This is a genomic window from Pseudomonas sp. Root562 (assembly GCF_001427125.1).
GTDB lineage: Bacteria > Pseudomonadota > Gammaproteobacteria > Pseudomonadales > Pseudomonadaceae > Aquipseudomonas.
Map to the genome: position 1 here is coordinate 130,385 of NZ_LMGK01000021.1, position 24,898 is coordinate 155,282.

The window sequence follows — 24,898 nt, forward strand, 5'->3', positions numbered from 1 at the left end:
CCCTCGCCACAGGTTCGTTTCTGACTATTTATTGATCAGGCGACCACGGCCTCTGCTGGCGAGACGATACTGGTCTTCATCCCGCGTGAACGACCTGAACTCAGGTAGGCCGCAATCGACTCCTGCGTCACCTCACCCAAAAACACCCTTTCGGCATCCATCACCGGCAGCCACGAACGGTTGAACTCATACATCCGTGACAACAGGATGCGCAAATGTTCGTCGTAGGCAGCGGTGGCGTTGAACTCGCGCAGGTATTGCCCGCACGTGCCGGTCTGGCGGTGCAGGTCGCGGCGGCGCACGTAGCCCAGCGCCTTGTTCTCGGTGCAAGTCACCACCACGTAACGGCGGTCGTGCTCGTCCATCAATTCCAGCGCCTCGGCCACGGGTGTTTCGGGGCTGACAGAGGGCGCGTTGTCCGCTGCGTCTTCGGCTTTCACCAACAACAGGCGCTTGAGGGTGCTGTCCTGACCGACGAAGCTGCTGACAAAGTCATCCGCCGGATGCGCAAGCAGTGTGTCCGGATGGTCGATCTGCAGCAGCTTGCCAGCGCGGAAGATCGCGATCTTGTCACCGAGCTTGATGGCTTCGTCGATGTCGTGGCTGACCATGATCACGGTCTTGTTCAGCGCCCGCTGCATTTCGAAGAACTCGTTCTGGATCATTTCGCGGTTGATCGGGTCGACCGCGCCGAACGGTTCGTCCATCAACAACAGCGGCGCATCGGCCGCCAGTGCACGAATCACGCCGATCCGTTGTTGCTGGCCACCGGACAATTCCCGTGGATAACGATGCAGGTATTGCTTGGGTTCGAGCTTGATCATGCTCATCAATTCGCGGGCGCGGTCGTGGCATTTCTGTTTGTCCCAGCCGAGCAATTTCGGCACTACCACGATGTTCTCTTCGATGGTCATGTTCGGGAACAAACCGATCTGCTGGATCACGTAGCCGATGTTGCGACGCAGGGTCACTTCGTCGAGGCCGGTGGTGTCTTCGCCGTTGATCAGGATCTTGCCCGAGGTCGGCTTGATCAGGCGGTTGATCATTTTCAGCGTGGTGCTTTTGCCGCAACCCGATGGCCCGAGGAACACACAGATTTCGCCTTCATTGACAGTCAGGCTCACCGAGTCCACGGCTTTCACATCTTTGCCGTTGCTTTGGAAGGTCTTGCTGAGGTTTTGAAGTTCGATCATTTGAGGAGTCCTTTTGGAGTCAGCGTGCGTTGCAGCCATTGCAGAAGCAGGTCGGCGAAGATGGCCAGCAAACTGACCAGCACGGCGCCGACAATCAGCATCGACATGTCGCTGCGGCTGATGGAAGCGAGGATGAGTACGCCCAATCCACCGGCACCGATGGTGGCGGCGATGGTCATGACACCGATGTTCATGACCACGGCGGTGCGCACACCGGCAAGGATCACCGGCACGGCAATCGGCAGTTCGACCATGCGCAGGCGCTGGCCGAAGGTCATGCCGATACCTCGCGCGGCTTCACGAATACCCGGCTCGACACCGCTCAGCGCCAGGTAGGTGTTGCGCATGATCGGCAGCAGTGAATAAAGGAACACCGCAGTGATCGCCGGCATCGGACCGAGGCCTTGGCCGAATTTCGAGTAGAACGGCAGTAGCAGGCCGAACAGCGCAATCGACGGCACGGTCAGCAGCACCGTGGCGCTGGCCTGCAAAGGCCCGGCGAGGCTCGGGAAGCGTGTCATCAAAATGCCCAGCGGCACCCCGACCACGATCGCCAGGGTTACGGCGATCCCGACAAGCGTGATGTGTTGCCACGTCAGGTGCAAAACCTGCGACCAGTCGAGATGGGAAAAGGCGTTCAAGAATTCCATGACTTTTCCTCCTTAATTAATCGGGTGTCGGCGCAGGAAATCGGCGGCGACGGCTGACGGACTTTGATGCTCGACATCGACCCGCGCGTTGAGCTCGCGCATGGTGTCGTCGTCGAACAGTTCAGCCAGTGGCTTGAGCTGTTCGGCGAGTTGCGGATGCGCATCAAGGTAGGCCTTACGCACCACCGGTGCGGCGGTGTAGTCCGGGAAGTAATGCTTGTCGTCTTCCAGCAGTTTCAACTTGAAGGCGTTGAGTCGACCGTCGGTGGTGTAGACCAGTCCGGCAAACACCTGGCCGTTGCGCAGCGCGGTATAGACCAGGCCAGCGTCCATCTGGCGGATGTTCTTGCGGCTCAGGTTCATGTCGTAGAGCTCGACCATGCCGTCGAGTCCGTCCGAGCGATTGGCGAACTCGGTGTCCAGCGCCACCAGGTTGTTGGTCTGGGCTTCCTTGCGCAGCACCGAGTTGAGCTCGCTGATGGTGTTGATCTGTGGGTACTGGTCAGCGACGTTTTTCGGCAGGGCGAGGGCGTAGGTGTTGCTGAACTTCGACGGAGTGAGCCAGACCAGGCCTTTTTTCGCGTCGAGTTCTTTGACTCGTGCGTAGGACTGTTCGCTGTCGAGTTTTTCAGTGACATGGTTGTAGGAAACCAACGACACGCCGGTGTATTCCCAAAGCATGTCCAGTTGCCCACTTTCGTGGGCACTGCGGGCGAGGTTACTGCCCAGGCCGCCGGTGACTTGCACCTCGTAACCTTTGGTACGCAGGTATTGCGAAGTGATCTCCGCCAGCAGGGTCTGTTCGGTGAACACCCGGGCGCCGATGCGAATAACCGGTTTTTCCGCGGCTTGGGCAAATCCTGCAAACAGCAGAACGCAGCCCAGTAAAAAGCTTGATGTTTTCATGACGATTCCTTTGCCGAGGCTTAAGACGGGCGCAAACCGCGTTCGAGCCAGAGACGGCTGGCGAGGGTCACCAGGCCATCGAGCAACAAGGCCAGCAGCGCGGTACACGCGGCGCCGAGCAGCAGTTGCGGCTGATTGTTCAGGGCAATACCGGGGAAGATCAGGCTGCCGAGGCTGTTGGCGCCAATCAGGAAGGCCAGCGGCGCGGTTCCGACATTGATTGCCAGTGCCACGCGCACGCCGCCGATGATGATCGGCACGGCGTTGGGCAATTCGACACGCCACAACACTTGAGTGGGTGTCATGCCGATACCGACCGCGGCTTCCTTGAGTGAGCCCTGGACGTTTTTCAGGCCTTCGTAGGTGTTGCGCACGATGGGCAGCAAGGAGGCGAGGAAGAGGGCGAAGATCGCCGGGCCACTGCCGATGCCGAGGATGCCGAGGGCGATGGCCAGAACGGCGAGAGGCGGAACCGTGTTGCCGATATTGAAGAACTGCATGAAGCGCTCGGCGCGGCCGATCATGTTCGGGCGGCTGAGGAATATGCCGGCAGGGATGCCCACGACAAGGGCGGCCAGCATGGAGGCGAGGACGAGAATCAGATGAGCTTGCAGGTAAAACAACAAATCGTCGCGGTAATGTTCGATCGTGTTGATGCCGATCCAGTGGATCAGCAGGGCCAGAAGGGCGATTACCAGCACGCCTCCTATCAGCCCTTTGCCATAGCGAATAGCCACAGGCGGACTCCTTTTTTTCAGTCGGCGAACGCCATTCCGTGTGGCATGCCATGCCTGGCTGCCGGAATAACGTTCGCGAGAAGTAGCTGATACCGAGCGCGCGCCCTGTAGGGACGGCGTACGGCTTATCGAGCCATAAGCGCAGCCTCGTCAGGCCGACAATGCAGATGTTTCATCCCCTGACGAATGGTCGTAACGGGGGAGTGGACGTCTCCGTGATTCAAAAGGTTCCCATCTGAAACAGCATTTGGCCACCCCTGATGTGCTCAACGGTTCGGTTCTTCGATCAACTTGGGCTATAATCTGCGCCCTTTTTTGAATCACCTGCCAGGCGATTTCCCATGACCAAACAGGCCGCCGAAGTCGCGAAACGCCGCACTTTCGCCATTATTTCCCACCCCGATGCCGGTAAAACCACCATCACCGAAAAGCTCTTGCTGATGGGCAAGGCGATTGCGGTAGCCGGCACGGTGAAGTCTCGCAAGTCCGACCGCCATGCCACCTCCGACTGGATGGAAATGGAAAAGCAGCGTGGTATCTCCATCACCACGTCGGTCATGCAGTTCCCGTATCGCGAGCACATGATCAACCTGCTCGACACCCCGGGCCACGAAGACTTCTCCGAAGATACCTATCGCACCCTGACGGCGGTGGACTCGGCGTTGATGGTGCTCGACGGCGGTAAAGGTGTAGAGCCACGGACCATTGCGCTGATGGATGTCTGCCGTCTGCGTGACACGCCGATCGTCAGCTTCATCAACAAACTCGACCGTGACATCCGCGACCCGATCGAACTGCTCGACGAAATCGAAGCGGTCCTGAAGATCAAGGCCGCGCCGATCACCTGGCCGATCGGCTGCTACCGGGACTTCAAAGGCGTGTATCACCTGGCCGATGACTACATCATCGTCTACACCGCCGGTCATGGTCATGAGCGCACCGAAACCAAGATCATCGAGAAGCTTGATTCCGATGAAGCGCGCGCGCACCTGGGCGACGAATACGAGCGCTTCCTCGAACAGCTCGAGTTGGTGCAAGGGGCCTGTCATGAGTTCAACCAGCAGGAATTCCTCGACGGTCAGTTGACCCCGGTGTTCTTCGGTACGGCGCTGGGCAACTTCGGTGTCGACCATGTTCTCGACGCTGTGGTTGATTGGGCTCCGCGCCCTCTGGCCCGGGTGGCCAACGAGCGCACCGTGGAGCCGGTGGAGGAGAAGTTCTCCGGCTTCATCTTCAAGATCCAGGCGAACATGGACCCGAAACACCGCGACCGCATCGCCTTCATGCGTATCTGCTCGGGCAAGTACGAAAAAGGCATGAAGATGCGCCACGTGCGCACCGGCAAGGACGTGCGGATCGGCGACGCCTTGACGTTCTTCTCCTCTGAGCGTGAGCAACTGGAAGAAGCATTTGCCGGCGACATCATCGGCCTGCACAACCACGGCACCATCCAGATCGGCGACACCTTCAGCGAAGGCGAAGTCCTGGGCTTCACCGGCATCCCGCACTTCGCTCCAGAACTGTTCCGCCGCGTGCGCCTCAAAGACCCGCTCAAATCCAAGCAACTGCGCCAGGGCCTGCAACAGCTGGCCGAAGAAGGCGCGACCCAGGTGTTCTTCCCGGAACGCAGCAACGACATCATCCTCGGCGCCGTCGGTGTGCTGCAGTTCGATGTGGTCGCCAGCCGTTTGAAAGAGGAATACAAGGTCGAGTGCTCCTACGAGCCGATCACCGTTTACTCGGCGCGCTGGATCGAATGCAGCGACAAGAAGAAGCTTGAGGAATTCTCCAACAAGGCCGTGGAAAACCTCGCGCTGGACGGCGGCGGTCACCTGACCTACCTCGCCCCGACCCGGGTCAACCTGGCACTGATGGAAGAACGCTGGCCGGACGTGAAATTCCGTGCGACGCGTGAGCATCATTAAGCGCTGAGCTGCAAAACCAAAAGCCCCGTGGCGAAAGCACCGGGGCTTTTTAATGCCTGGCGAATGGCCTGATGCTTTAGTGGATTTGGGTATAGGCCTTATTCGAAAGCAATCTGCCGATTCACGGCATTTACGGCTCAGCTTCAGCATCCTATCTGGAGAACCGAGTTAATCGGAACTAGATTTCACTAAGCGCCAGACAGGCACTCTACGAAGGACGGATTCGGCCATGAACAGCTTGCTACGCGTTATTTTGATGTTGAAGGTGTTGGTGATGTTGGCCCTCGGCAGCTCGGCGGTCTGGGCTGAGTGCGAGGATCATGAAACTCAGGCTTCAAGCAGTCAGGCAGGGCATGCTGAGCTGATGATCGCCAAGTCCGAATCGGAGCCGGGCGACAAGGGTCAGGGTGGCAGCGCGGGGGACGACGACTCGATGACCGATGACCCGGACTCCGATGAAGCCGACGAAGGTGATAGCCAGACGTAGATCTACAGACAAAATAAAACCCCTTCTACCGGAAGTAGAAGGGGTTTTTGCTCAACTCAGTCCCTGTGGGAGCTAGCCTGCTAGCGATTGCGGTGTGCCAGTCGATGCAGAGTCGACTGATATTCCGTAATCGCCAGGCTGGCTCCTGCATTTTTTTCAAGGCGGTTTTTATGCCGCGCCGTGTACAAATTGCTCGGCGTAATGGCACGCCACCTGGCGGCTGTCGAGCAGGCGCAGGGCCGGCTCTTCAGTGCTGCAACGTTCGGTGGCGTATGGGCAGCGCTTGTGGAAAGCGCAGCCGGGCGGCGGGTTCAGCGGGTTGGGCAGTTCGCCGACGATCTTGATCTTCGGCTTGTCCGGATCCGGGTGGATGGTCGGTGTCGCCGACAACAGCGCCTGGGTGTAGGGGTGCAGGGGACGGGTGTAGATGTCTTCCTTCGGCCCCATTTCCACCGGACGGCCGAGGTACATCACCATCACGTGGTCGGCAACATGGCGAACGACCGCCAGGTTGTGGGAAATGAACACGTAGGCAGTGTTGAACTCTTGCTGCAAATCCATGAACAGGTTCAGTACCTGTGCCTGGATCGACACGTCCAGCGCCGAGGTCGGTTCGTCCGCCACCAGCACTTTCGGTTGCAGCATCATCGCCCGAGCCAGCGCAATACGCTGGCGTTGACCGCCGGAGAACATGTGCGGATAACGCTGGTAGTGCTCGGGACGCAAGCCTACCTGCTTCATCATCGCCTGGACTTTCTCGCGACGTTCGGTGGCCGACAGGTTGGTGTTGATCAACAGCGGCTCGGCGAGTTGATCACCGATTTTCTGCCGTGGGTTCAACGACGCATATGGGCTCTGGAACACCATCTGCACGTCTTTGCGCAGTTGCTTGCGCTGGGCCTTGTCGGCGCCGGCGACTTCCTGGCCGGCGATTTTCAGGGAACCCGAAGACGGCTCTTCGATCAGGGTCAGGGCGCGGGCCAGGGTGGATTTGCCGCAGCCCGACTCGCCGACGACGGCGAGGGTCTTGCCGGCTTCCAGTTCGAATGACACGCCGTTGAGGGCGCGCACGGTGGCGTGACCCTTGAACAGGCCTCGGGACACTTCGTAGTGACGGGTCAGGTCGCGGGCGGTAAGTACGACGGCCATTACGCCACCTCCTGGTTCAGCGGGTAGAAGCAGCGGGCGAGGCTGTTGCTTTTCGGGTCAAGGGCCGGACGTTGCACGCGGCAGTTGTCCTGCACGTACGGGCAGCGCGGCGACAGCAGGCAGCCCTGCGGGCGATCGTAGCGACCGGGCACGATGCCCGGCAGGGTCGACAGGCGCGAGGCGCCCAGGCTGTGTTCCGGAATCGCCTTGAGCAGCGCTTCGCTGTACGGGTGCGCCGGGATGTCGAACAGTTGCGGCACCTGGCCGACTTCGACGGCCTGGCCGGCGTACATCACGCACACGCGCTGGGCCGTTTCGGCCACGACGGCGAGGTCGTGGGTGATCAGCACCAGGCCCATGTTCTGCTCTTTCTGCAAGGCCAGCAGCAGGTCCATGATCTGCGCCTGGATCGTTACGTCCAGCGCGGTGGTCGGTTCGTCGGCGATCAGCAGTTTCGGTTCGCCGGCAATCGCCATGGCGATCGCGACGCGCTGGCTCATGCCACCGGACAGTTGATGCGGGTAGGCTTCCATGCGGCTGGCCGCGCCCGGGATTTCAACTTTTTCCAGCAACTCAATGGCGCGCTTGCGAGCGGCCTTGCCGGACATTTTCAGGTGCAGGCGCAGCACTTCTTCGATCTGGAAACCCACCGTGTAGCTTGGGTTCAGCGCGGTCATCGGGTCCTGGAAGACCATCGACAGGTCTTTGCCGACGATCTGCCGACGCTGACGGTTGCTGAGCTTGAGCATGTCCTTGCCGTCGAAGCTGAGCGAGTCGGCGGTGACGATGCCAGGGTGCTCGATCAGGCCCATCAGCGCCATCATGGTCACGGATTTACCCGAACCCGACTCGCCAACGATGGCCAGCACTTCGCCTTTGTCGACTTTCAGGTCGAGGCCATCGACCACTGGCGTAGCGTTTTTGTCGCCGAAGCGAACGTTGAGATTCTTGATTTCTAGCAGTGACATTGGAATCTCCTCAGGCGGCGTTCTTGAGTTTCGGGTCCAGCGCGTCGCGCAGGCCGTCACCCATCAAGTTGATTGCCAGCACGCTGAGCAAAATGGTCAAACCAGGCAGACTGACTACCCACCAGGCGCGTTCGATGTAGTCGCGGGCCGAGGCCAGCATGGTGCCCCACTCAGGGGTTGGCGGTTGTACGCCAAGGCCGAGGAAGCCAAGGGCGGCAGCATCGAGAATCGCCGAGGAGAAGCTCAGGGTCGCCTGAACGATCAGGGGCGCCATGCAGTTGGGCAGCACGGTCACGAACATCAGGCGCGGCAGGCCGGCACCGGCCAGGCGCGCGGCGGTCACGTAGTCGCGGTTCAGTTCGCCCATCACCGCGGCGCGGGTCAGGCGAACGTAGGACGGCAGGGACACGACGGCGATGGCGATCACGGTGTTGATCAGGCCAGGGCCGAGGATGGCGACGATCGCCACGGCCAGCAGCAGCGATGGCAGGGCCAGCATGATGTCCATCAGGCGCATGATGGTCGGGCCGACGGCTTTCGGGAAGAAACCGGCGAACAGACCCAGCAGGATGCCCGGGATCAGCGACATCACCACCGACGACAAGCCGATCAGCAACGACAGCCGCGAACCCTCGATCAGGCGTGACAGCAGGTCACGACCCAGTTCATCGGTGCCGAGCAGGAACTGGATCTGCCCGCCTTCCAGCCAGGCTGGCGGGGTCAGCAGGAAGTCACGGTATTGCTCGCTCGGGTCATGGGGGGCAACCCACGGGGCGAAGATGGCGCAGAAAATCACCAGCAGCATGAACATCAGGCCGGCAACGGCACCTTTGTTCCTGGAGAACGCTTGCCAGAACTCTTTGTACGGCGACGGGTACAGCAGGCTTTGATCCACGGCGGACGCGGCGGTGGCTACTGAGGATGTTGGAGTGCTCATGGGTATTGACCTCAGCGCTGATGACGGATGCGTGGGTTGGCAAAGCCGTAGAGGATGTCCACTACGAAGTTGACCAGAATCACCAGGCAGGCGATTAACAGGATGCCGTTTTGTACAACCGGATAGTCACGGGCGCCAATGGCTTCGATCAGCCATTTGCCGATGCCCGGCCAGGAGAAAATGGTTTCGGTCAGGACCGCGCCGGCCAGCAGGGTGCCGACTTGCAGGCCAACCACGGTCAGTACCGGGATCAGCGCGTTACGCAGGCCGTGGACGAATACCACACGCGATGGCGACAGGCCTTTGGCGCGGGCGGTACGAATGTAGTCTTCACGCAGCACTTCGAGCATCGACGAGCGGGTCATTCGCGCGATCACCGCCAATGGAATGGTCCCCAGCACGATGGCCGGCAGGATCAGGTGGTGCAGCGCATCGAAGAACGCGCCGACGTCATCGGCCAGCAGTGTATCGATCAGCATGAAGCCGGTACGCGGCTCAATGTCGTAGAGCAGGTCGATCCGCCCGGATACCGGGGTCCAGCCCAGGCTCACCGAGAAGAACATGATCAGGATCAGGCCCCACCAGAAGATCGGCATCGAGTACCCCGCGAGGGAGACGCCCATCACCCCGTGGTCGAACAGCGATCCTCGCTTGAGTGCCGCAATCACCCCGGCCAGCAGGCCCAGGATGCCGGCGAACAACAGGGCGGCCATGGACAGTTCCAGGGTCGCGGGGAAGAGGGAGGTGAACTCCGTCCAGACGCTCTCACGGGTACGCAGGGATTCCCCGAGATCGCCGTGGGCCAGTTTGCCGATGTAATCCAGGTACTGGGCATAGAGGGGTTTGTTCAGACCTAGGCGTTCCATTGCCTGAGCGTGCATTTCGGGGTCGACCCTGCGTTCTCCCATCATGACTTCCACGGGGTCGCCAGGGATCATGCGAATCAACGCGAAAGTCAGCAAGGTGATGCCGAAGAACGTGGGGATCAGTAACCCCAGTCGGCGGGCAATAAAACTAAACATCGTGTGGTGTACCTCATCAGCCGGTTAGGCGTGCCCGGCAGGCCTGGATCAGGCTTGCCGGGAGTTTTCTTATTTACTTCACCTGGGTGGTGGCGAAGTTATTCGTGGTGAGGGGGCTAATGTGATAGCCCTCTACGTTGTTGCGCATTGCGGTGAACATTCTAGTGTGCGCCATGCTGATCCATGGCTGGTCCTGGTTAAAAATAACCTGAGCCTGTTCGTACAGGGCTGCACGCTCGGCCGGGTCGGTTTTTTCCCGGGCCTGATCGAGCAGTGCCTGGAACTTGTCATTGCACCAGCGTGCGTAGTTTTCGCCGTTCTTGGCCGCTTCGCAACTGAGCATAGGCGTAAGGAAGTTATCCGGGTCGCCGTTATCGCCCGCCCATCCGGCGGAAACCATATCGTGCTCGCCGTTTTTCGCGCGTTTGAGCATTTCGCCCCATTCCATCACGCGGATGTCGACCTTGATCCCGACCTTGGCCAGGTCAGCCTGCATCATCTGCGCGCCGAGCATCGGGTTCGGGTTGGTCGGGCCGCCACCGTTACGGGTGAACAGCGTCAACGTGGTGCCTGCCGGTACCCCGGCTTCCTTGAGCAGGGCGCGGGCCTTGTCCAGGTCACGGGCAGGGTTCTTCAGGCTGTGGTTGTAGCCCAGCAGGGTATCCGGGTACGGGTTGACCGCGGCGGTCGCGTTGCCTTTGCCGAACAGCGCGTTGACGTAGGCCTCTTTGTCGAAGGCGATGTCGATGGCTTTGCGCACCCGCACGTCGTTCAGGTACTTGTGGGTGGTGTTCATGGCGATGTACGAAACAGTCATCGCGTTCAGCTCATCGACTTTCAGGTTCGGATCTTTCTTGATGCTCGGGATGTCGTCCGGTTTCGGATACAGCGCGACCTGGCACTCGTTGGCCTTGAGTTTTTGCAGGCGCACGTTGTTGTCGGTGGCGATGGCCAGGATCAGCGCCTCGGCCGGTGGCTTGCCACGGAAATAGTCCGGGTTGGCCTTGAAGCGAACCTGAGCGTCCTTGTTGTAGCGCTGGAAGATGAACGGGCCGGTACCGACCGGTTTGTTGTTCAGATCGGCGGTTTTGTTGGCCTTGAGCAACTGATCGGCGTACTCGGCGGAATAGATCGAGGAGAAGGCCATGGCGATGTCGGCCAGGAACGGCGCTTCACGGCGGGTCAGGGTGAACTTGACCGTGTTGTCATCGACTTTTTCGACACTCTTGAGCAGTTCCTTGAAGCCCATGCTTTCAAAGTAGGGGAAGCCCACGCTCGACAGTTTGTGCCATGGGTGGTTTGGGTCCAGCTGGCGCTGGAAGCTCCAGACCACGTCGTCGGCATTCATGTCGCGGGTCGGCTTGAAGTATTCGGTGGTGTGAAACTTGACGCCTTTACGCAGGTGGAATGTGTAGCTCAGGCCGTCGTCGCTGATGTCCCACGATTCGGCCAGTGCCGGAATCACATCGGTGGTACCGGGCTTGAAATCTGCCAGGCGATTGAAAATGGTTTCTGCCACCGCATCGGCTGTGACTGCAGTGGTGTACTGGACCATGTCGAAGCCTTCGGGGCTGGCTTCGGTGCAAACCACCAGCGGCTTGGCCGATACGCCCACCGCGACACTCAGCAAGGCGGCCGCGATGGCCGCACGTAGGGGAAGCATTTTCATCAAGAACCCTCTGCAATCGGTTAAAGGACAAAAGCCGAACGGCGACTCATCGCTGAGCGCACCGTTCGGCCCAATGCATTACAGAATATTGAACGGGATGGTGGTCACGAGACGGAACTCGTTGATGCTGCCATCGGACTGGAACTCGCTGGCACGGTGAGCGGTATAGGTGCCGCGGATCGTGGTGGCCTTGAACGGACCGCTCTGAACTGCATAAGTGGCACCGATACCGTATTCGTAGTGGTGTTCGCCGTCCTGTTCCTGCACACCGTCGTAGCCTTTGCCAGCGACGCCTTTGTTGCCGGTGTAGTGGGTGCCGTCGATGCCCCAGCCACGCGCCTGGTAGATGTTGAATTTCAGGCCTGGCACACCGTATTCAGCCATGTTCAGGCCATACGCTACCTGGAAGGATTTCTCGTTCGGGCCGTTGAAGTCCGACAGCAGGGAGTTGGCCAGGTAGATGCCGTTGGTTTCGTGCAGGTAGTCGAAGTACTCGTTACCGTTCACTTCCTGATACGAGAAGGTCAAGGTGTGAGCCTGGTGGGTCAGGCCGAACGACAGCGAGTAAGTATCGTTGTCGATGTCGCCGATCAGCGCCTTGCCTTCTTCCTGGGTTTTGTAATAGTTCAGGCCAGTGGTCAGGCTCAGCACCTGGCTGTCGCCCAGCACGTGGGTAGCGCCGAAGTAGTACTGGTTCCAGATGTCTTCAGCCTGGGTTGCCCAGAGGCTGGTGGTCAGGCTGGAGAATGGGGTGTAGGTGATGCCGCCCGTGTAAATGTGATCGGATTCCACGCGGCCGTTGGCGTATTCCGTACGGAATTTTTGCAGGCTTTGTTCCATACGCGGAGACACGCGATCGAAGGTCGCGATATCAAAGGTCAGGTTTTCCAGCTCCGCGACATTCAGGCTCACACCCTCGAAACTCGAAGGCAGGGCACGGTTGCCGATGGTGTCGACTTGCGGGCTGCTGTAGCTCTGGCGACCGGCAGTCAGGGTGGAGTTGGAGACGCGCGCCTTGACGTTGGCCAGGCCCAGTTTGCTCCACTGGCCCACCGCATCGCCGCCTTTCTCGGTCAGGGTACGGTTGTTACCCGAGAAGGCGCCGGTCTTGGGCGCGCCACCGTTGCCGGCAGCCAGGTTTTCGCGATCACGCTCCAGTGCAATGGCGTTGTAGGCGGCGACTTCAGTGCTGAAGCCGACCGTGCCCTCGGTGAAGCCCGAGTTGTACTTGAGGATGGTGCCTTGCACCCAGTTGATACGGCGATCGGTTTCCGGCAATGCGCCGTCTTTGCTGTAGCGGAACTTGCCGCCGCGTTTCAGTTGTTCATTGGCGTACCAGTTACGCGTGGTGCCGGTAATCGACTGGCCTTCCACAAAGCCAGTGGCTTCGCTTTGAGCGGATTTTTCTTTCACGGTAACCGGTGTGAAAGCCTGGCTCTGGGTTTCAGCGTAAGCCGTGGCGGTCACGCTGCTGATGGCCAGGGCCAGTATTGCGGTGCTGCTCAGTTTCATGGGTGAAGCTCCTTTTTATTTCTTTTTTTTATGCCGTTCTTTTTTGATGAGCGGCTATTGCTTTGGAACTCTTTCACGCAACGCAAACGTTTGCTGCATGCCTTTTGGGCGAATTACGGCAAGGCGCCTGCATGGGGGCGCAGTACGCCCCCAGCGATTCAGCTACACGGTTTTATTTTTCGATGCTGACACCCGAGAAAACGTTACGACCGAAGGGGCTGACCTTGAACCCTTCGATTTTGGCGCTCAACGGCTGATTGACCGTCGAGTGGGCGACTGGCGTGATCGGCACCTGCTGCTTGAGGTACTGCTGCGCCTGTTTGTAGAGGACGGTGCGCTGGTCGCGGTCGGTCACGACCTTGGCTTGCTTGATCAGCTTGTCGTAAGCCGGATCACACCACATGGAATAGTTGTTGCCGCCGATGGCATCGCAGCTGTACAGCGTGCCGAGCCAGTTGTCCGGGTCACCATTGTCACCGGTCCAGCCGATCAGGCTGACGTCGTGCTCGCCATTCTTGGTGCGCTTGATGTACTCGCCCCATTCATAGCTGACGATCTTGACCTTGAGGCCGATTTTCGCCCAGTCAGCCTGGAGCATCTCGGCCATCAGCTTGGCGTTGGGGTTGTACGGACGCTGGACGGGCATGGCCCACAAAGTGATCTCGGTGCCTTCCTTGACGCCGGCAGCCTTGAGCAATTCCTTGGCTTTTTCCGGGTTGTAGGCGGCATCCTTGACGGTGTCGTCGTAGGACCACTGGGTCGGCGGCATGGCGTTGACCGCCAGTTGCCCCGCGCCCTGGTAAACGGCGTTGAGAATGCCTTGCTTGTTCACCGCCATGTCCAGCGCCTGACGCACTTCAAGCTGGTCGAACGGTTTGTGGCGCACGTTGTAGGCGATGTAGCCGAGGTTGAAGCCGGGCTTCTCGATCAGTTGCAGCTTGGGGTCGTTCTTCAGCGCGGTGACATCGGCCGGACGCGGATGCAGGGTGATCTGGCACTCGTCGGCCTTGAGTTTCTGCACACGTACCGAAGCGTCGGTGTTGATGGCGAAGATCAGGTTGTCGAGCTTGACGCGCTCAGGCGCCCAGTAATGTTTGTTGCCGGTGTAACGGATGTTCGAGTCTTTCTGATAGCTCTTGAACACGAACGGCCCGGTGCCGATCGGCTTCTGGTTGATGTCGCTCGGCTTGCCCTCGGCCAGCAGCTGGTCGGCGTACTCGGCAGAGAGAATGGCGGCGAAGCTCATGGCGATGTTCTGAATGAACGCGGCGTCGACGCTGTTGAGCGTCATGACCACGGTCAGCGGCCCGGTCTTTTCAACCTTGGCGATGTTCTTGTTCAGGCTCATCCCGTTGAAGTACGGAAACTCTGTCGGGTAGGCCTTGCGGAAAGGTTGTTGCGGATCGAGCATGCGGTTGAAGGTGAACAGCACGTCGTCGGCATTGAATTCACGGGTTGGGGTGAAATATTTGGTGGTGTGAAACTTCACCCCTGGGCGCAGGTGAAAGGTGTACTTGAGGCCGTCCTCGGAAATATCCCAGTTTGTGGCCAGGCCCGGTACGACATTGGTCGAGCCTTTTTCAAACTCTGCCAGCCGGTTGTACAGCGGCTCGGCGGCATCATTGTCAGTCGCTGTCGTGTATTGCGCCGTATCGAACCCGGCGGGGCTGCCTTCGGAGCAGAACACCAGGCTGTTACTGGCCGCGTGGCCCATGGAGGTAGCGGCCAGCAGACCGGTGCCCAGCAGTGCAGATAAAACCAAGGTATGGCGCATGACGCTCTCTCTTGTTCAGTGTTGTGACAATGAGCCTGCAATCCGTGCGTAGACGACGAGGCTTCACTGGTTTCAAGCCATGACGTGCAGCAAACAAACCGATGACCCACGCATGAGCTGGTCGGATACCGACGGTATGAACCGTGGCTCCGGCAGTAAATGCGAAGAGTCCGAAAGTCTCGTAGGAAATGACTACGTGGCCTGACGTTCTGCTGTAAGCAGCAGTCGACTTGGATGTAGGCGAATTCCTGCTTTCTCGGTTGATAAAGTAACGGCGACGTCCAGGACGTCGCCGTTACCCGATCTTATTTGCTGACGCTGACGCCGTAGAAGGAATTCAAGCCAAACGGGCTGATCTTGAAGTCCTGCACATTGGCGCGCATGGGTTGGAACACCGTCGAGTGAGCGATAGGTGTCATTGGAACAGCGTCTTTGAGGACGTGTTGCGCTTGCTTGTACAGTTCGGTGCGCTTGCCTTGATCCGAAGTGCGCTTGGCTTGCTTGACGATGTCGTCAAACTTCTTGTCGCACCACTTGGAGAAGTTGTTGCCTTCCAGCGAGTCGCAGCCGAACAGCACGTTCAGCCAGTTATCGGGATCACCATTGTCACCGCTCCAGCCAATCAGCATGGCCTGGTTCTCGCCGCCTTTGGAGCGCTTGATGTACTCGCCCCACTCGTAGCTCTGGATCTTGACCTTGAGGCCGACTTTCGCCCAGTCGGACTGCAGCATTTCTGCCATCAGCTTGGCGTTCGGGTTGTACGGACGCTGTACCGGCATCGCCCACAGAACGATTTCGGTACCTTCTTTCACGCCGGCTTCCTTGAGCAGCTCTTTGGCTTTCTCAGGGTTGTACGGTGCATCCTTGATGGTGGTGTCGTAGGACCACTGGGTCGGCGGCATGGCGTTGACGGCCAGTTGGCCGGCGCCCTGGTAAACCGAGTCGATGATCTGCTGCTTGTTGACCGCCATGTCCAGTGCCTGACGCACTTTCAGTTGGGCCAGCGGGTTCGGCTCGTTGCTGCCCTTGACTTTGTCCATCACGTTGTAGGCGATGTAACCGAGGTTGAAACCAGCCTGGTCAGGCAGCTTCAGGGTCTTGTCTTCACGCAGCGCCTTGAGGTCGGCCGGACGCGGGAACAGGGTGACCTGGCACTCGTTTTTCTTCAGTTTCTGGATGCGTACCGACGGGTCGGTGGTGATGGCGAAGATCAGGTTGTCGATCTTCACGTCATCCGGCTTCCAGTAGTCCTTGTTCCCGGTGTAGCGGATGTTGGAGTCTTTCTGGTAGCTCTTGAACACGAACGGACCAGTGCCGACCGGCTTCTGGTTGATGTCGGCGGCCTTGCCTTCCTTGAGCAGCTGGGCGGCGTACTCGGCGGACTGGATCGAGGCGAAGCTCATGGCCATGTTCTGGATGAACGCGGCGTCTACGTCCTTGAGGGTGAACTTGACGGTCTTGTCGTCGACTTTATCGATCTTGGTGATGTTGGTATCCATCCCCATGTCGGTGAAGTACGGGAATTCGGTCGGGTACGCTTTGCGGAACGGGTCATCCTTGTTAATCATGCGATTAAAGGTGAACAGCACGTCGTCGGCGTTGAACTCACGGGTCGGCTTGAAGTAAGGAGTGGTGTGGAACTTGACGCCTTCGCGCAGATGGAAGGTGTACGTCAGGCCGTCAGCGGAGACGTCCCAGCTGGTCGCCAGACCAGGAATGACAGCGGTGCCGCCGCGCTCGAACTGGGTCAGGCGGTTGAACATGGTTTCTGCAGAGGCGTCGAAGTCGGTTCCGGTGGTGTATTGACCTGGATCGAAACCGGCCGGGCTTCCTTCGGAGCAGAACACCAGGTTGGTCGCAGCTTGGGCGAACGGTGCGGCGGCCAATAAGCTGGCGCCGACTAAAAACGGAATGACCGCTTGTTTAAGCATGGTGGCCTCATGATTTGTTGTCATTTTTTAATTTTGAGGACGACCTCGTGAGTCGTGCCTGCGGATACTTATGCAGGGGGCATACCCAATGCAAGATCTTGAGCGACTGCAGGTCTTAAACGGTGGCACGAACGTACCTTAATGTCGCATTTGTATAAAAGTTGACGCATTTGACCGTTTGCGCGGCATTTTTGCAGTGCATTTAGTGCACCTTTGTGGTGCGAATATAGCTTGGGTTGCCCGTGGGTGGGGCGAGGTGTTACCTATTTATACCCCGCTCTAAAGGGGTGGGTAGAGGTTGATGGGAGTGGTTATCGTTGCACTGCAATTGGTCGAGTTGTACGAAGTGCAACTGTGGCTGTTTTTCAGGGATTTCTGTCGTCGCAGATAGAGCATAGATGGCAGTTTGCAAAAAAAAAGGCGATCACCGTGTGATCGCCTGATTGAATGGTGGCTTCGACTCAGGGCATCAGCACTTCGATCGAGCCGTCAGCCGTCATGCTGACCTGGCTGGTGCCGGCTTCGACTTGTGGAGTGACCGGCGCCGCTTCGTCCATGCTGGCCGCTTTCATCATCATCGGCGCGCGCATGTACGGTTGCGGATAGCCGTTGCTGTTGAGGTTCAGGTTGACGATTTTGTAGCCTTTGCCGCCCAGCGCATCGGTTGCCAGTTGCGCCCGTGCCTTGAAGGCAGTCACTGCTTCCTTGAGCAAGGTGTCTTCGCTGGCCTTGCGGGTTGGCGTGGCAATGGCGAAGTCCATGCCGCCCATCTTCAGGTCTGTGAGCAGTTCGCCGGTCAACTTCGACAGGGCGGCAAAGTCGGTGCTTTCCAGGCGCAACTCGGCGCGTTCACGCCAGCCGGTGATCTTCTGGCCTTTGGTGTCGTAGATCGGATAGCTGTTGCGACTGCCTTGGCGCAGGGTGATGTCCTTGACCTGTTTGGCCTGGGCCAGCGCCTTGTTCATGGTGGTGCTGACGTCGGCCGCGAGTTTGGCCGGGTCGGTGTTTTGTTCTTCGGTGTAGAGGGTCACGATCATCAAGTCGCGAGCCACTTCCTGGCTGACTTCGGCGCGCAGGGAAATCTGGTTGTAATGAAGTTCGTCGGCCGCCAGGGTCGGGAGGCTGGCGAAAGCGCCAACGCTCAGGGCAAGGAGGGCGGCGCTGCGGCGGAATGTGTGCATGAAAGCTCCTGGGATGATGTGCAGGGAATCGTTCGGGCCTGCGTGAACCCATCAGACTCTAGCGATAATGATCCGGTTCGCACAGTTACAACTTCTATACAGATAACGTGTGCTGGGCTTTTTGTGGTAAGGGAGCTTGCTCCCGTTCGGCTGCGAAGCAGTCGCAAAGTCGGATTGCAGGACCTCCCTGTTTTACCCGGTACGATGGAGCGGGCCTGCTACGCAGTCCAGCGGGACGGTGCGGCGATCCGACAAGCCCCCTCGCCACCACAGCGTTATCAGATTTGGCATGTGGTCGTTTGCCGCACTTTCGCTTCTGAAGGCGCCGCTTGGTTATACTCCCAATGATCCGCCTGGAGCGCTCATCAGGAGAGCTCATGCTCGCCCCCGTTCAAATCACTTCCGCCACTCGCCAGAATCTCTGGCGGCTGACTTTCATCCGGACTTTGGTACTGGCTGCCCAAGCCGGGTCGGTAGGCCTGGCCTACTGGTTCGAATTGTTGCCGTTGCCCTGGTTTCAACTGGCCGCCACCCTCGGTTGCTCAATGCTGCTGTGTGCATTCACCGCGATTCGCTTGCGCACCTCATGGCCGGTGACCGAGCTGGAATACGCCGTACAACTGGCCTGCGACCTGTTTATCCACAGTGCCTTGCTGTATTTCTCCGGGGGGTCGACCAACCCCTTCGTTTCCTATTATCTGGTGCCGCTGACCATCGCTGCCGTAACGTTGCCGTGGCGTTATTCGGTGATCCTGTCGGGCATTGCGCTGACGATGTACACCCTGTTGCTGGCACGCTTCTATCCGCTGCAAACCTTCCCCATCGCCCGGGAAAACCTGCAGGTGTACGGGATGTGGCTGAGTTTCGCCCTGGCGGCGGCGGTGATCACCTTCTTCGCCGCTCGCATGGCCGAAGAACTGCGCCGACAGGAAGAGTTGCGCGCCATCCGCCGTGAAGAAGGCCTGCGCGACCAACAGCTCCTGGCTGTCGCCACCCAGGCCGCGGGCGCGGCGCATGAGCTGGGTACGCCATTGGCGACCATGAGCGTGCTGCTCAAGGAAATGCGCCAGGACCATCACGACCCTATGTTGCAGGACGACCTGAGCGTGTTGCAGGATCAAGTCAAGCTGTGCAAAGAGACCTTGCAGCAATTGGTACGCGCCGCCGAGGCCAATCGCCGGTTGGCGGTGGAAATGCAGGACGTTACCGATTGGCTCGACGAAGCGCTCAATCGCTGGCACCTGATGCGTCCGGAGGCCAGTTACCGCTTCCAGCGCCTCGGCCAGGGCACGGTGCCACGCATGGCGCCACCGCCTGACCTGACCCAGGCCTTGCTGAATTTGCTCAACAATGCCGCTGATGCCTGCCCGGAGGGCTTGCAGGTGACGCTGGACTGGGACGCCGAAAACCTCACCATCAGCATCCGCGATCACGGCGCAGGCGTACCATTGGCTATCGCCGAACAGATCGGCAAACCGTTTTTTACCACCAAGGGCAAAGGCTTCGGCCTGGGCCTGTTTTTGAGCAAGGCCAGCGTGACACGCGCCGGCGGCTCAGTGAAACTCTACAGTCATGAGGAAGGTGGCACGCTCACCGAGCTGCGCCTGCCCCGTGTCGCCCGAGGAGACCAACATGAGTGACGAAACCCAAGTCGAAGGCGAAGAACTGCCGCATTTGCTGCTGGTCGATGACGACGCCACCTTCACCCGCGTCATGGCTCGCGCCATGGCTCGCCGTGGTTTCCGCGTCAGCACGGCTGGCTCCGCCGAGGAAGGCCTGGAACTGGCCAAGGCCGATCTGCCGGACTACGCCGCACTGGACCTGAAAATGGATGGCGATTCCGGCCTGGTGTTGTTGCCCAAGTTGCTGGAAATGGACCCGGAAATGCGCGTGGTCATCCTCACCGGTTACTCAAGCATTGCCACTGCCGTCGAAGCGATCAAGCGTGGTGCCTGCAACTACCTGTGCAAACCGGCCGATGCCGACGACGTATTGGCGGCGCTGCTGTCCGAACACGCCGACCTCGACAGCCTGGTGCCGGAAAACCCGATGTCGGTGGACCGCTTGCAGTGGGAACACATTCAGCGGGTTTTGACCGAACACGAAGGCAACATTTCCGCCACGGCCCGCGCCCTGGGCATGCACCGCCGCACGCTGCAGCGCAAACTGCAGAAGCGCCCCGTTCGTCGCTGAACCTGCGCTGAACGAATGCGGGCCGCTCCTCGCGACAAACCGAACCGATCATCTATGATCGGTTCGTGCGTGTACTTTTCTCTATTGAGCCTTATCCATGAACCAGAACGCTGAGTACTCCGCGGTCAACGATGCTGTGCGCGGGCAGTTTTTTCGCAAAGTGTGGGCGATGATCACGCCTTACTGGCAAAGTGAGGAGAAGGCCAAGGCCTGGGCGTTGTTGATCGCGGTGATCGCGTTGTCACTGATCAGCGTGGGCATCTCGGTGTGGTTCAACACCTGGTACAAGGATTTCTATAACGCGCTGCAACAGAAAGACGAAGCCGCTTTCTGGCGCCTGATCCTGTACTTCTGCGCGATTGCGGCGGTGGCGATTGTCGGTGCGGTGTATCGCCTCTACCTGACTCAGATGTTGACGATCCGCTGGCGGGCCTGGCTGACCGAAAAACATTTCACGCGGTGGCTCAACGACAAGAATTACTACCAGCTGGAGCAGGGCGGCTACACCGATAACCCGGACCAGCGGATTTCCGAAGACCTCAACAACTTCACCAACAACACCCTTGAACTGGGTATCGGTCTGCTGCGCAATATCGTCAGCCTGGTGTCGTTCTCGATCATTTTGTGGGGCGTGTCGGGCAGTATCGAAGTCTTCGGTATCACCATTCCCGGCTACATGTTCTGGTGCGTGCTGGTTTACGCCGTGGTGGGCAGTTGGCTGACGCATTTGATCGGTCGTCGCTTGATCGGTCTGAACAACCAACAACAACGCTTCGAGGCCGACCTGCGTTTCTCCATGGTGCGGATTCGTGAGAATGCTGAAAGCATCGCGTTGTACAACGGCGAGCCGAACGAAAATCGTCGCTTGAGCGGCCGCTTCGGGATGGTCTGGCACAATTTCTGGGACATCATGAAGGTGTCCAAGCGCCTGACCTTCTTTACGGCAGGTTACAACCAGGCTGCCATTATCTTTCCGTTCATCGTTGCTTCGCCGCGTTACCTGGCGGGCAAGATCGAACTGGGCGAGTTGATGCAGATCAGCTCGGCGTTCGGCAATGTGCAGGAAAGTTTCAGCTGGTTTATCAGTGCCTACCAAAGCCTGGCTTCCTGGCGCGCCACCTGCGATCGTCTGCTCAGCTTCCGTCAGGCCATGACCGACAACGAACAGCGCGCACCGGCCATTGATGTACAGAACCAGGGTGATGCATTGCAAGTGCACAACCTGGGCCTGGACCTGGCCGACGGCCGTCACTTGCTGACCAATGCCGACCTGACTGTGGAGGAGGGCGAGCGCGTGATGCTCAGCGGGCGTTCCGGCAGCGGCAAGTCGACGTTGCTGCGGGCGATGGGGCATCTGTGGCCGTCCGGTCACGGCAGCATTCGTCTGCCGGCGGCGCGTTATCTGTTCTTGCCGCAAAAGCCGTATCTGCCGATCGGTACGTTGCGTGAAGCGCTGAGTTATCCACAGGATGGCGGTACGTATCAGAGCGAGCGTTATGCGCACGTCCTGGAAACCTGCCGATTGCCGCATCTGGTGGCGCGTATTGATGAAGCCAATCACTGGCAACGCATGCTCTCGCCGGGTGAGCAACAGCGACTGGCCTTTGCCCGCGCGCTGCTTTACGCCCCGCAATGGCTGTACATGGACGAAGCGACCTCGGCGATGGATGAAGAGGACGAAGCGTCGCTGTATCAGGCACTGATCGACGAATTGCCCGGGCTGAGCATTGTCAGCGTTGGCCATCGCAGCAGTCTCAAGCGCTTCCATCCACGGCATGTGCGTATCGAAAATGGGCACTTGGTGGACCAGGCCGTGACCGCCTGAACATCATGCCTCTGTAGGAGCAAAGCTTGCTCGCGATCGCCGTCATGCGGTTTTCGACCTGGGACCGCGTGATCGTTCATCGCGAGCAAGCTTTGCTCCTACCAGGGGTGGTGGTGATCGTACAACCGCGTTGCGCTATGATGCGGTTTCAGCAGCCGAATATTTCGAGACAGACGTCCACCATGGAAAACCCGAACGACGCACCACGCCTACCTCGCAAGCGCCGCAGCCTCGCTCAGGAACTGGTGACGGTGCTGTCCGAGCAGATCCGCGACGGTCACCTCAAGCGTGGCGACAAGCTGCCCACCGAGTCGGCGATCATGGATGCCCATGGTGTCAGCCGCACGGTGGTGCGCGAGGCGATTTCCCGTTTGCAGGCGGCGGGGCAGGTGGAGACCCGCCATGGTATCGGCACCTTCGTTCTCGACACACCGAGCCCGAGTGGTTTTCGCATCGACCCGGCAACCGTGGTCACCTTGCGTGACGTGCTGGCGATCCTGGAATTGCGCATCAGTCTTGAAGTGGAATCCGCCGGCCTCGCTGCCCAGCGTCGCAGTCCCGAGCAATTGGCCTTGATGCGCGCGGCACTGGATGCGCTGAACGAAAGCGTGTCTCACGCCAGTGATGCCGTGGCTTCGGACTTCCAGTTCCACCTGCAGATTGCCCTGTCCACCGGCAACCGTTACTTCACCGACATCATGACTCACCTGGGCACCAGCATCATTCCGCGCACTCGGCTCAACTCCGCGCGGCTGGCCCATGACGATCAGCAGCACTACATGAATCGCCTGAGCCGCGAGCACGAAGAAATCTACGACGCCATCGCCCGCCAGGACTCCGATGCCGCCCGCGCCGCCATGCGCCTGCACCTGACCAACAGCCGCGAGCGGTTGCGTCATGCCCATGAAGAGGCTGAGGCGCAGCGGGTTTAGGGGAGCACAGGATTTTCCACTGGCACCGTCACATAGTCGATGTACTCGACTGTGTTATCACCCAATACCTTGAATTTTTTTTGAGTGACCTCCAGGGTTTTTCCCGGCATCAACTCAAATTCGACCCAATCTCCAATGCTCACGTGCAGGTCGAATTCCATTGGCATGACCAGCGGCTTGAGCTGGGCGCTGGTCGGAAAGTTAAATCGATGTTTTGTTGGCATGACTGATTACCATTCGATGCGCAATGTCAGCAGTGAGCTGGTTTGTGGTTCGTTCTCGCCGCCGATCTGGTAGCACAGCGTGACTGTCTTGTTTACGTGTCTCTTCACTTCTTCTCTGGAGACGTAAACTTTCAGGTTTGGCGTTCTTGCGACGTCGTCAATGTCTTCGTTGTATTGTCCGGTAGGGATCTTTTTCCCCCGCCATTCCAGGTCGCCCTTGTCCAGATTCAAGATTGCAAAGGCTTCGTTGTAAGGCGAGGAATATGCGGAATCGGGAATGCAGACTTCCAGATCTCCTTGGAGCTTCGACAACACCACGACAGTTTCCTGATCGTCGGGCCGGGTTGTGATTCCTGTAAGCGTTGGGGCTTCAAGCGCCATGATGTATTCCTTGGAGTGTCGAGGTTGGCGAAATGGGTTGCGGCACATGCCAAGCTCCGGATCAGAGTTATCCCTCTAGAGATGCGTCATTCGGAACTGATAGAAATTACAGTTTCGACAAGCGGTTATGCTTCTTAGGGTCCTAGGATGACGTATCTCTAGGATTGGTATTATTCGAAGCGCCATCTTCTTCAGTCCCACCAAAGGCTTTTAAACATGGGGTTTCCGAGCCTTTTGTCGAACAATTTTCACCCAGCGCGATGAAATGCAGTTGACGGTTGTATTTTAAGTTGTACGATGACCTACAACTTCAGCGCAGGCTGAACGGTCATCACACACAAACGTCGCAACCCAGGGTGTTCGAATAATGAATCCACAAGAACTGAAGTCCATCCTCTCTTCCGGTCTGCTGTCTTTCCCGGTTACCGATTTCAATGCACAGGGCGACTTCAATCGCGCTGGCTACATCAAGCGTCTGGAATGGCTGGCCCCATACGGCGCCTCGGCTCTGTTCGCCGCAGGTGGCACCGGTGAGTTCTTCTCTCTGGCGGCCAGCGAATATTCGGAAATCATCAAGACTGCCGTCGACACTTGCGCCACCAGCGTGCCAATCCTGGCCGGCGTGGGCGGTTCGACCCGTCAAGCCATCGAGTACGCACAGGAAGCCGAACGTCTGGGCGCCAAAGGCCTGTTGCTGCTGCCGCACTACCTGACCGAAGCCAGCCAGGACGGTGTTGCCGCTCACGTTGAAGCGGTGTGCAAATCGGTCAACATCGGCGTCGTGGTCTACAACCGCAACGTTTGCCGCCTGAACGCGCCGCTGCTGGAGCGTCTGGCCGAGCGCTGCCCGAACCTGATCGGCTACAAGGATGGCCTGGGTGATATCGAGTTGATGGTGTCGATCCGTCGCCGCCTCGGTGATCGCTTCAGCTACCTGGGCGGTTTGCCGACCGCTGAAGTCTACGCCGCTGCCTACAAGGCGCTGGGCGTGCCGGTCTACTCCTCGGCGGTGTTCAACTTCATCCCGAAGACCGCGATGGATTTCTACCACGCGATCGCTCGCGAAGATCACGCCACCGTTGGCAAGATCATCGACGACTTCTTCCTGCCGTACCTGGACATCCGTAACCGCAAAGCGGGTTATGCGGTGAGCATCGTCAAGGCCGGGGCAAAAATTGCCGGCTATGACGCAGGCCCTGTGCGGGCGCCGCTGACCGATCTGACTGGCGAAGAGTACGAAATGCTCGCGGCGCTGATCGACAAGCAGGGTGCGCAGTAACACATCCGTTTAAGTAAGGCCGC

Annotated in this window: 23 protein-coding genes; 8 read left to right on the forward strand and 15 right to left on the reverse strand. The window is 59.0% G+C overall.

Features of this window, described 5'->3' with window-relative positions:
* Positions 1 to 35 precede the first annotated feature (35 nt).
* From ASD60_RS16310 to ASD60_RS16325, 4 genes are read right to left on the reverse strand one after another with little or no spacing between them, the layout of a single operon-like run.
* Positions 36 to 1,193, reverse strand: coding sequence for an osmoprotectant ABC transporter ATP-binding protein OsmV (locus tag ASD60_RS16310; protein WP_056854988.1), 1,158 nt, complete (start codon positions 1,191 to 1,193; stop codon positions 36 to 38).
* Positions 1,190 to 1,843 carry an ABC transporter permease gene (locus ASD60_RS16315; protein ID WP_056854989.1) on the reverse strand — a complete coding sequence of 218 codons (654 nt, stop codon included), beginning with the start codon at positions 1,841 to 1,843 and terminating at the stop codon, positions 1,190 to 1,192. Before ASD60_RS16315 ends, ASD60_RS16310 begins: the two co-directional genes overlap by 4 nt.
* Before the next feature lie 12 nt (positions 1,844 to 1,855).
* Positions 1,856 to 2,749, reverse strand: coding sequence for a glycine betaine ABC transporter substrate-binding protein (locus ASD60_RS16320; RefSeq protein WP_056854990.1), 894 nt, complete (start codon positions 2,747 to 2,749; stop codon positions 1,856 to 1,858).
* A gap of 20 nt (positions 2,750 to 2,769) precedes the next feature.
* Complete coding sequence (locus ASD60_RS16325; protein WP_056854991.1) at positions 2,770 to 3,486, reverse strand: ABC transporter permease; 717 nt, start codon at positions 3,484 to 3,486, stop codon at positions 2,770 to 2,772.
* Positions 3,487 to 3,827: 341 nt separating this feature from the next.
* On the opposite strand from ASD60_RS16325, the gene ASD60_RS16330 reads away from it, so the two are divergent.
* Positions 3,828 to 5,411: a peptide chain release factor 3 gene (locus ASD60_RS16330; RefSeq protein WP_007973058.1), complete on the forward strand. Its 1,584-nt coding sequence runs from the start codon at positions 3,828 to 3,830 to the stop codon at positions 5,409 to 5,411.
* A gap of 229 nt (positions 5,412 to 5,640) precedes the next feature.
* Positions 5,641 to 5,898: a hypothetical protein gene (locus ASD60_RS16335; protein WP_056854992.1), complete on the forward strand. Its 258-nt coding sequence runs from the start codon at positions 5,641 to 5,643 to the stop codon at positions 5,896 to 5,898.
* Between the two features lie 168 nt (positions 5,899 to 6,066).
* Here the strand turns inward: ASD60_RS16335 and ASD60_RS16340 are convergent, their stop codons facing one another.
* The 7 genes from ASD60_RS16340 to ASD60_RS16370 form a co-directional block, all read right to left on the reverse strand.
* On the reverse strand, positions 6,067 to 7,047 hold the full coding sequence (locus ASD60_RS16340; RefSeq protein ID WP_056854993.1) for a peptide ABC transporter ATP-binding protein: 981 nt from the start codon (positions 7,045 to 7,047) through the stop codon (positions 6,067 to 6,069).
* A complete protein-coding gene (locus ASD60_RS16345; RefSeq protein WP_056854994.1) occupies positions 7,047 to 8,015 on the reverse strand; it encodes an ABC transporter ATP-binding protein in 969 nt (322 codons plus the stop codon). The genes ASD60_RS16340 and ASD60_RS16345 overlap by 1 nt, the downstream gene beginning before the upstream one ends.
* A 10-nt stretch (positions 8,016 to 8,025) precedes the next feature.
* Positions 8,026 to 8,952, reverse strand: a complete 927-nt coding sequence (locus ASD60_RS16350) for an ABC transporter permease subunit (RefSeq protein WP_056854995.1) — start codon at positions 8,950 to 8,952, stop codon at positions 8,026 to 8,028.
* Positions 8,953 to 8,963: 11 nt separating this feature from the next.
* Complete coding sequence (locus ASD60_RS16355; RefSeq protein WP_056854996.1) at positions 8,964 to 9,974, reverse strand: ABC transporter permease subunit; 1,011 nt, start codon at positions 9,972 to 9,974, stop codon at positions 8,964 to 8,966.
* Positions 9,975 to 10,047: 73 nt separating this feature from the next.
* A complete protein-coding gene (locus ASD60_RS16360; protein WP_056854997.1) occupies positions 10,048 to 11,643 on the reverse strand; it encodes an ABC transporter substrate-binding protein in 1,596 nt (531 codons plus the stop codon).
* Positions 11,644 to 11,721: 78 nt separating this feature from the next.
* Positions 11,722 to 13,155: an OprD family porin gene (locus ASD60_RS16365; protein ID WP_056854998.1), complete on the reverse strand. Its 1,434-nt coding sequence runs from the start codon at positions 13,153 to 13,155 to the stop codon at positions 11,722 to 11,724.
* A 172-nt stretch (positions 13,156 to 13,327) separates the two neighbouring features.
* Positions 13,328 to 14,929, reverse strand: a complete 1,602-nt coding sequence (locus tag ASD60_RS16370) for an ABC transporter substrate-binding protein (protein ID WP_056854999.1) — start codon at positions 14,927 to 14,929, stop codon at positions 13,328 to 13,330.
* A 79-nt stretch (positions 14,930 to 15,008) separates the two neighbouring features.
* Here ASD60_RS16370 and ASD60_RS29630 point away from each other — a divergent pair, with 79 nt between their 5' ends.
* Positions 15,009 to 15,134 (forward strand): hypothetical protein, encoded by a 126-nt coding sequence (locus tag ASD60_RS29630; RefSeq protein ID WP_269083297.1) that lies wholly within the window; start codon positions 15,009 to 15,011, stop codon positions 15,132 to 15,134.
* Positions 15,135 to 15,234: 100 nt separating this feature from the next.
* Here the strand turns inward: ASD60_RS29630 and ASD60_RS16375 are convergent, their stop codons facing one another.
* Entirely contained in the window at positions 15,235 to 16,860 is a 1,626-nt protein-coding gene (locus ASD60_RS16375; protein WP_056855000.1) for an ABC transporter substrate-binding protein, read from the reverse strand.
* A 461-nt stretch (positions 16,861 to 17,321) separates the two neighbouring features.
* Positions 17,322 to 18,041, reverse strand: a complete 720-nt coding sequence (locus ASD60_RS16380; RefSeq protein ID WP_056855001.1) for an SIMPL domain-containing protein — start codon at positions 18,039 to 18,041, stop codon at positions 17,322 to 17,324.
* A 377-nt stretch (positions 18,042 to 18,418) separates the two neighbouring features.
* Here ASD60_RS16380 and ASD60_RS16385 point away from each other — a divergent pair, with 377 nt between their 5' ends.
* From ASD60_RS16385 to ASD60_RS16400, 4 genes are all read left to right on the forward strand, one after another.
* The gene (locus ASD60_RS16385; RefSeq protein ID WP_056855002.1) at positions 18,419 to 19,681 is read left to right on the forward strand and encodes an ATP-binding protein; all 1,263 of its coding nucleotides are present in this window, start codon (positions 18,419 to 18,421) and stop codon (positions 19,679 to 19,681) included.
* Positions 19,674 to 20,234 (forward strand): response regulator transcription factor, encoded by a 561-nt coding sequence (locus ASD60_RS16390; RefSeq protein WP_056855003.1) that lies wholly within the window; start codon positions 19,674 to 19,676, stop codon positions 20,232 to 20,234. Before ASD60_RS16385 ends, ASD60_RS16390 begins: the two co-directional genes overlap by 8 nt.
* A gap of 97 nt (positions 20,235 to 20,331) precedes the next feature.
* Complete coding sequence (locus ASD60_RS16395) at positions 20,332 to 22,059, forward strand: ABC transporter ATP-binding protein/permease (protein ID WP_056855004.1); 1,728 nt, start codon at positions 20,332 to 20,334, stop codon at positions 22,057 to 22,059.
* A 182-nt stretch (positions 22,060 to 22,241) separates the two neighbouring features.
* Complete coding sequence (locus ASD60_RS16400; RefSeq protein ID WP_177336588.1) at positions 22,242 to 22,991, forward strand: FadR/GntR family transcriptional regulator; 750 nt, start codon at positions 22,242 to 22,244, stop codon at positions 22,989 to 22,991.
* On the opposite strand, the gene ASD60_RS16405 is transcribed toward ASD60_RS16400, so the two are convergent.
* Positions 22,988 to 23,215 (reverse strand): hypothetical protein, encoded by a 228-nt coding sequence (locus ASD60_RS16405; protein ID WP_056855005.1) that lies wholly within the window; start codon positions 23,213 to 23,215, stop codon positions 22,988 to 22,990. The genes ASD60_RS16400 and ASD60_RS16405 overlap by 4 nt on opposite strands.
* Positions 23,216 to 23,221: 6 nt before the next feature.
* Entirely contained in the window at positions 23,222 to 23,596 is a 375-nt protein-coding gene (locus tag ASD60_RS16410; RefSeq protein ID WP_056855006.1) for a hypothetical protein, read from the reverse strand.
* 367 nt (positions 23,597 to 23,963) lie between these two features.
* On the opposite strand from ASD60_RS16410, the gene kdgD reads away from it, so the two are divergent.
* Entirely contained in the window at positions 23,964 to 24,875 is a 912-nt protein-coding gene (kdgD, locus tag ASD60_RS16415; RefSeq protein WP_020796617.1) for a 5-dehydro-4-deoxyglucarate dehydratase, read from the forward strand.
* Positions 24,876 to 24,898 lie beyond the last annotated feature (23 nt).

Coding starts and splice junctions, on each gene's coding strand:
- ASD60_RS16310 (WP_056854988.1), bottom strand. CDS start 1,193: ATGATCGAACTTCAAAACCTCAGCAAGACCTTCCAAAGCAACGGCAAA.
- ASD60_RS16315 (WP_056854989.1), bottom strand. CDS start 1,843: ATGGAATTCTTGAACGCCTTTTCCCATCTCGACTGGTCGCAGGTTTTG.
- ASD60_RS16320 (WP_056854990.1), bottom strand. CDS start 2,749: ATGAAAACATCAAGCTTTTTACTGGGCTGCGTTCTGCTGTTTGCAGGA.
- ASD60_RS16330 (WP_007973058.1), top strand. CDS start 3,828: ATGACCAAACAGGCCGCCGAAGTCGCGAAACGCCGCACTTTCGCCATT.
- ASD60_RS16335 (WP_056854992.1), top strand. CDS start 5,641: ATGAACAGCTTGCTACGCGTTATTTTGATGTTGAAGGTGTTGGTGATG.
- ASD60_RS16340 (WP_056854993.1), bottom strand. CDS start 7,047: ATGGCCGTCGTACTTACCGCCCGCGACCTGACCCGTCACTACGAAGTG.
- ASD60_RS16345 (WP_056854994.1), bottom strand. CDS start 8,015: ATGTCACTGCTAGAAATCAAGAATCTCAACGTTCGCTTCGGCGACAAA.
- ASD60_RS16350 (WP_056854995.1), bottom strand. CDS start 8,952: ATGAGCACTCCAACATCCTCAGTAGCCACCGCCGCGTCCGCCGTGGAT.
- ASD60_RS16355 (WP_056854996.1), bottom strand. CDS start 9,974: ATGTTTAGTTTTATTGCCCGCCGACTGGGGTTACTGATCCCCACGTTC.
- ASD60_RS16360 (WP_056854997.1), bottom strand. CDS start 11,643: ATGAAAATGCTTCCCCTACGTGCGGCCATCGCGGCCGCCTTGCTGAGT.
- ASD60_RS16365 (WP_056854998.1), bottom strand. CDS start 13,155: ATGAAACTGAGCAGCACCGCAATACTGGCCCTGGCCATCAGCAGCGTG.
- ASD60_RS16370 (WP_056854999.1), bottom strand. CDS start 14,929: ATGCGCCATACCTTGGTTTTATCTGCACTGCTGGGCACCGGTCTGCTG.
- ASD60_RS29630 (WP_269083297.1), top strand. CDS start 15,009: ATGACGTGCAGCAAACAAACCGATGACCCACGCATGAGCTGGTCGGAT.
- ASD60_RS16375 (WP_056855000.1), bottom strand. CDS start 16,860: ATGCTTAAACAAGCGGTCATTCCGTTTTTAGTCGGCGCCAGCTTATTG.
- ASD60_RS16380 (WP_056855001.1), bottom strand. CDS start 18,041: ATGCACACATTCCGCCGCAGCGCCGCCCTCCTTGCCCTGAGCGTTGGC.
- ASD60_RS16385 (WP_056855002.1), top strand. CDS start 18,419: ATGCTCGCCCCCGTTCAAATCACTTCCGCCACTCGCCAGAATCTCTGG.
- ASD60_RS16390 (WP_056855003.1), top strand. CDS start 19,674: ATGAGTGACGAAACCCAAGTCGAAGGCGAAGAACTGCCGCATTTGCTG.
- ASD60_RS16395 (WP_056855004.1), top strand. CDS start 20,332: ATGAACCAGAACGCTGAGTACTCCGCGGTCAACGATGCTGTGCGCGGG.
- ASD60_RS16400 (WP_177336588.1), top strand. CDS start 22,242: ATGGAAAACCCGAACGACGCACCACGCCTACCTCGCAAGCGCCGCAGC.
- ASD60_RS16405 (WP_056855005.1), bottom strand. CDS start 23,215: ATGCCAACAAAACATCGATTTAACTTTCCGACCAGCGCCCAGCTCAAG.
- ASD60_RS16410 (WP_056855006.1), bottom strand. CDS start 23,596: ATGGCGCTTGAAGCCCCAACGCTTACAGGAATCACAACCCGGCCCGAC.
- kdgD (WP_020796617.1), top strand. CDS start 23,964: ATGAATCCACAAGAACTGAAGTCCATCCTCTCTTCCGGTCTGCTGTCT.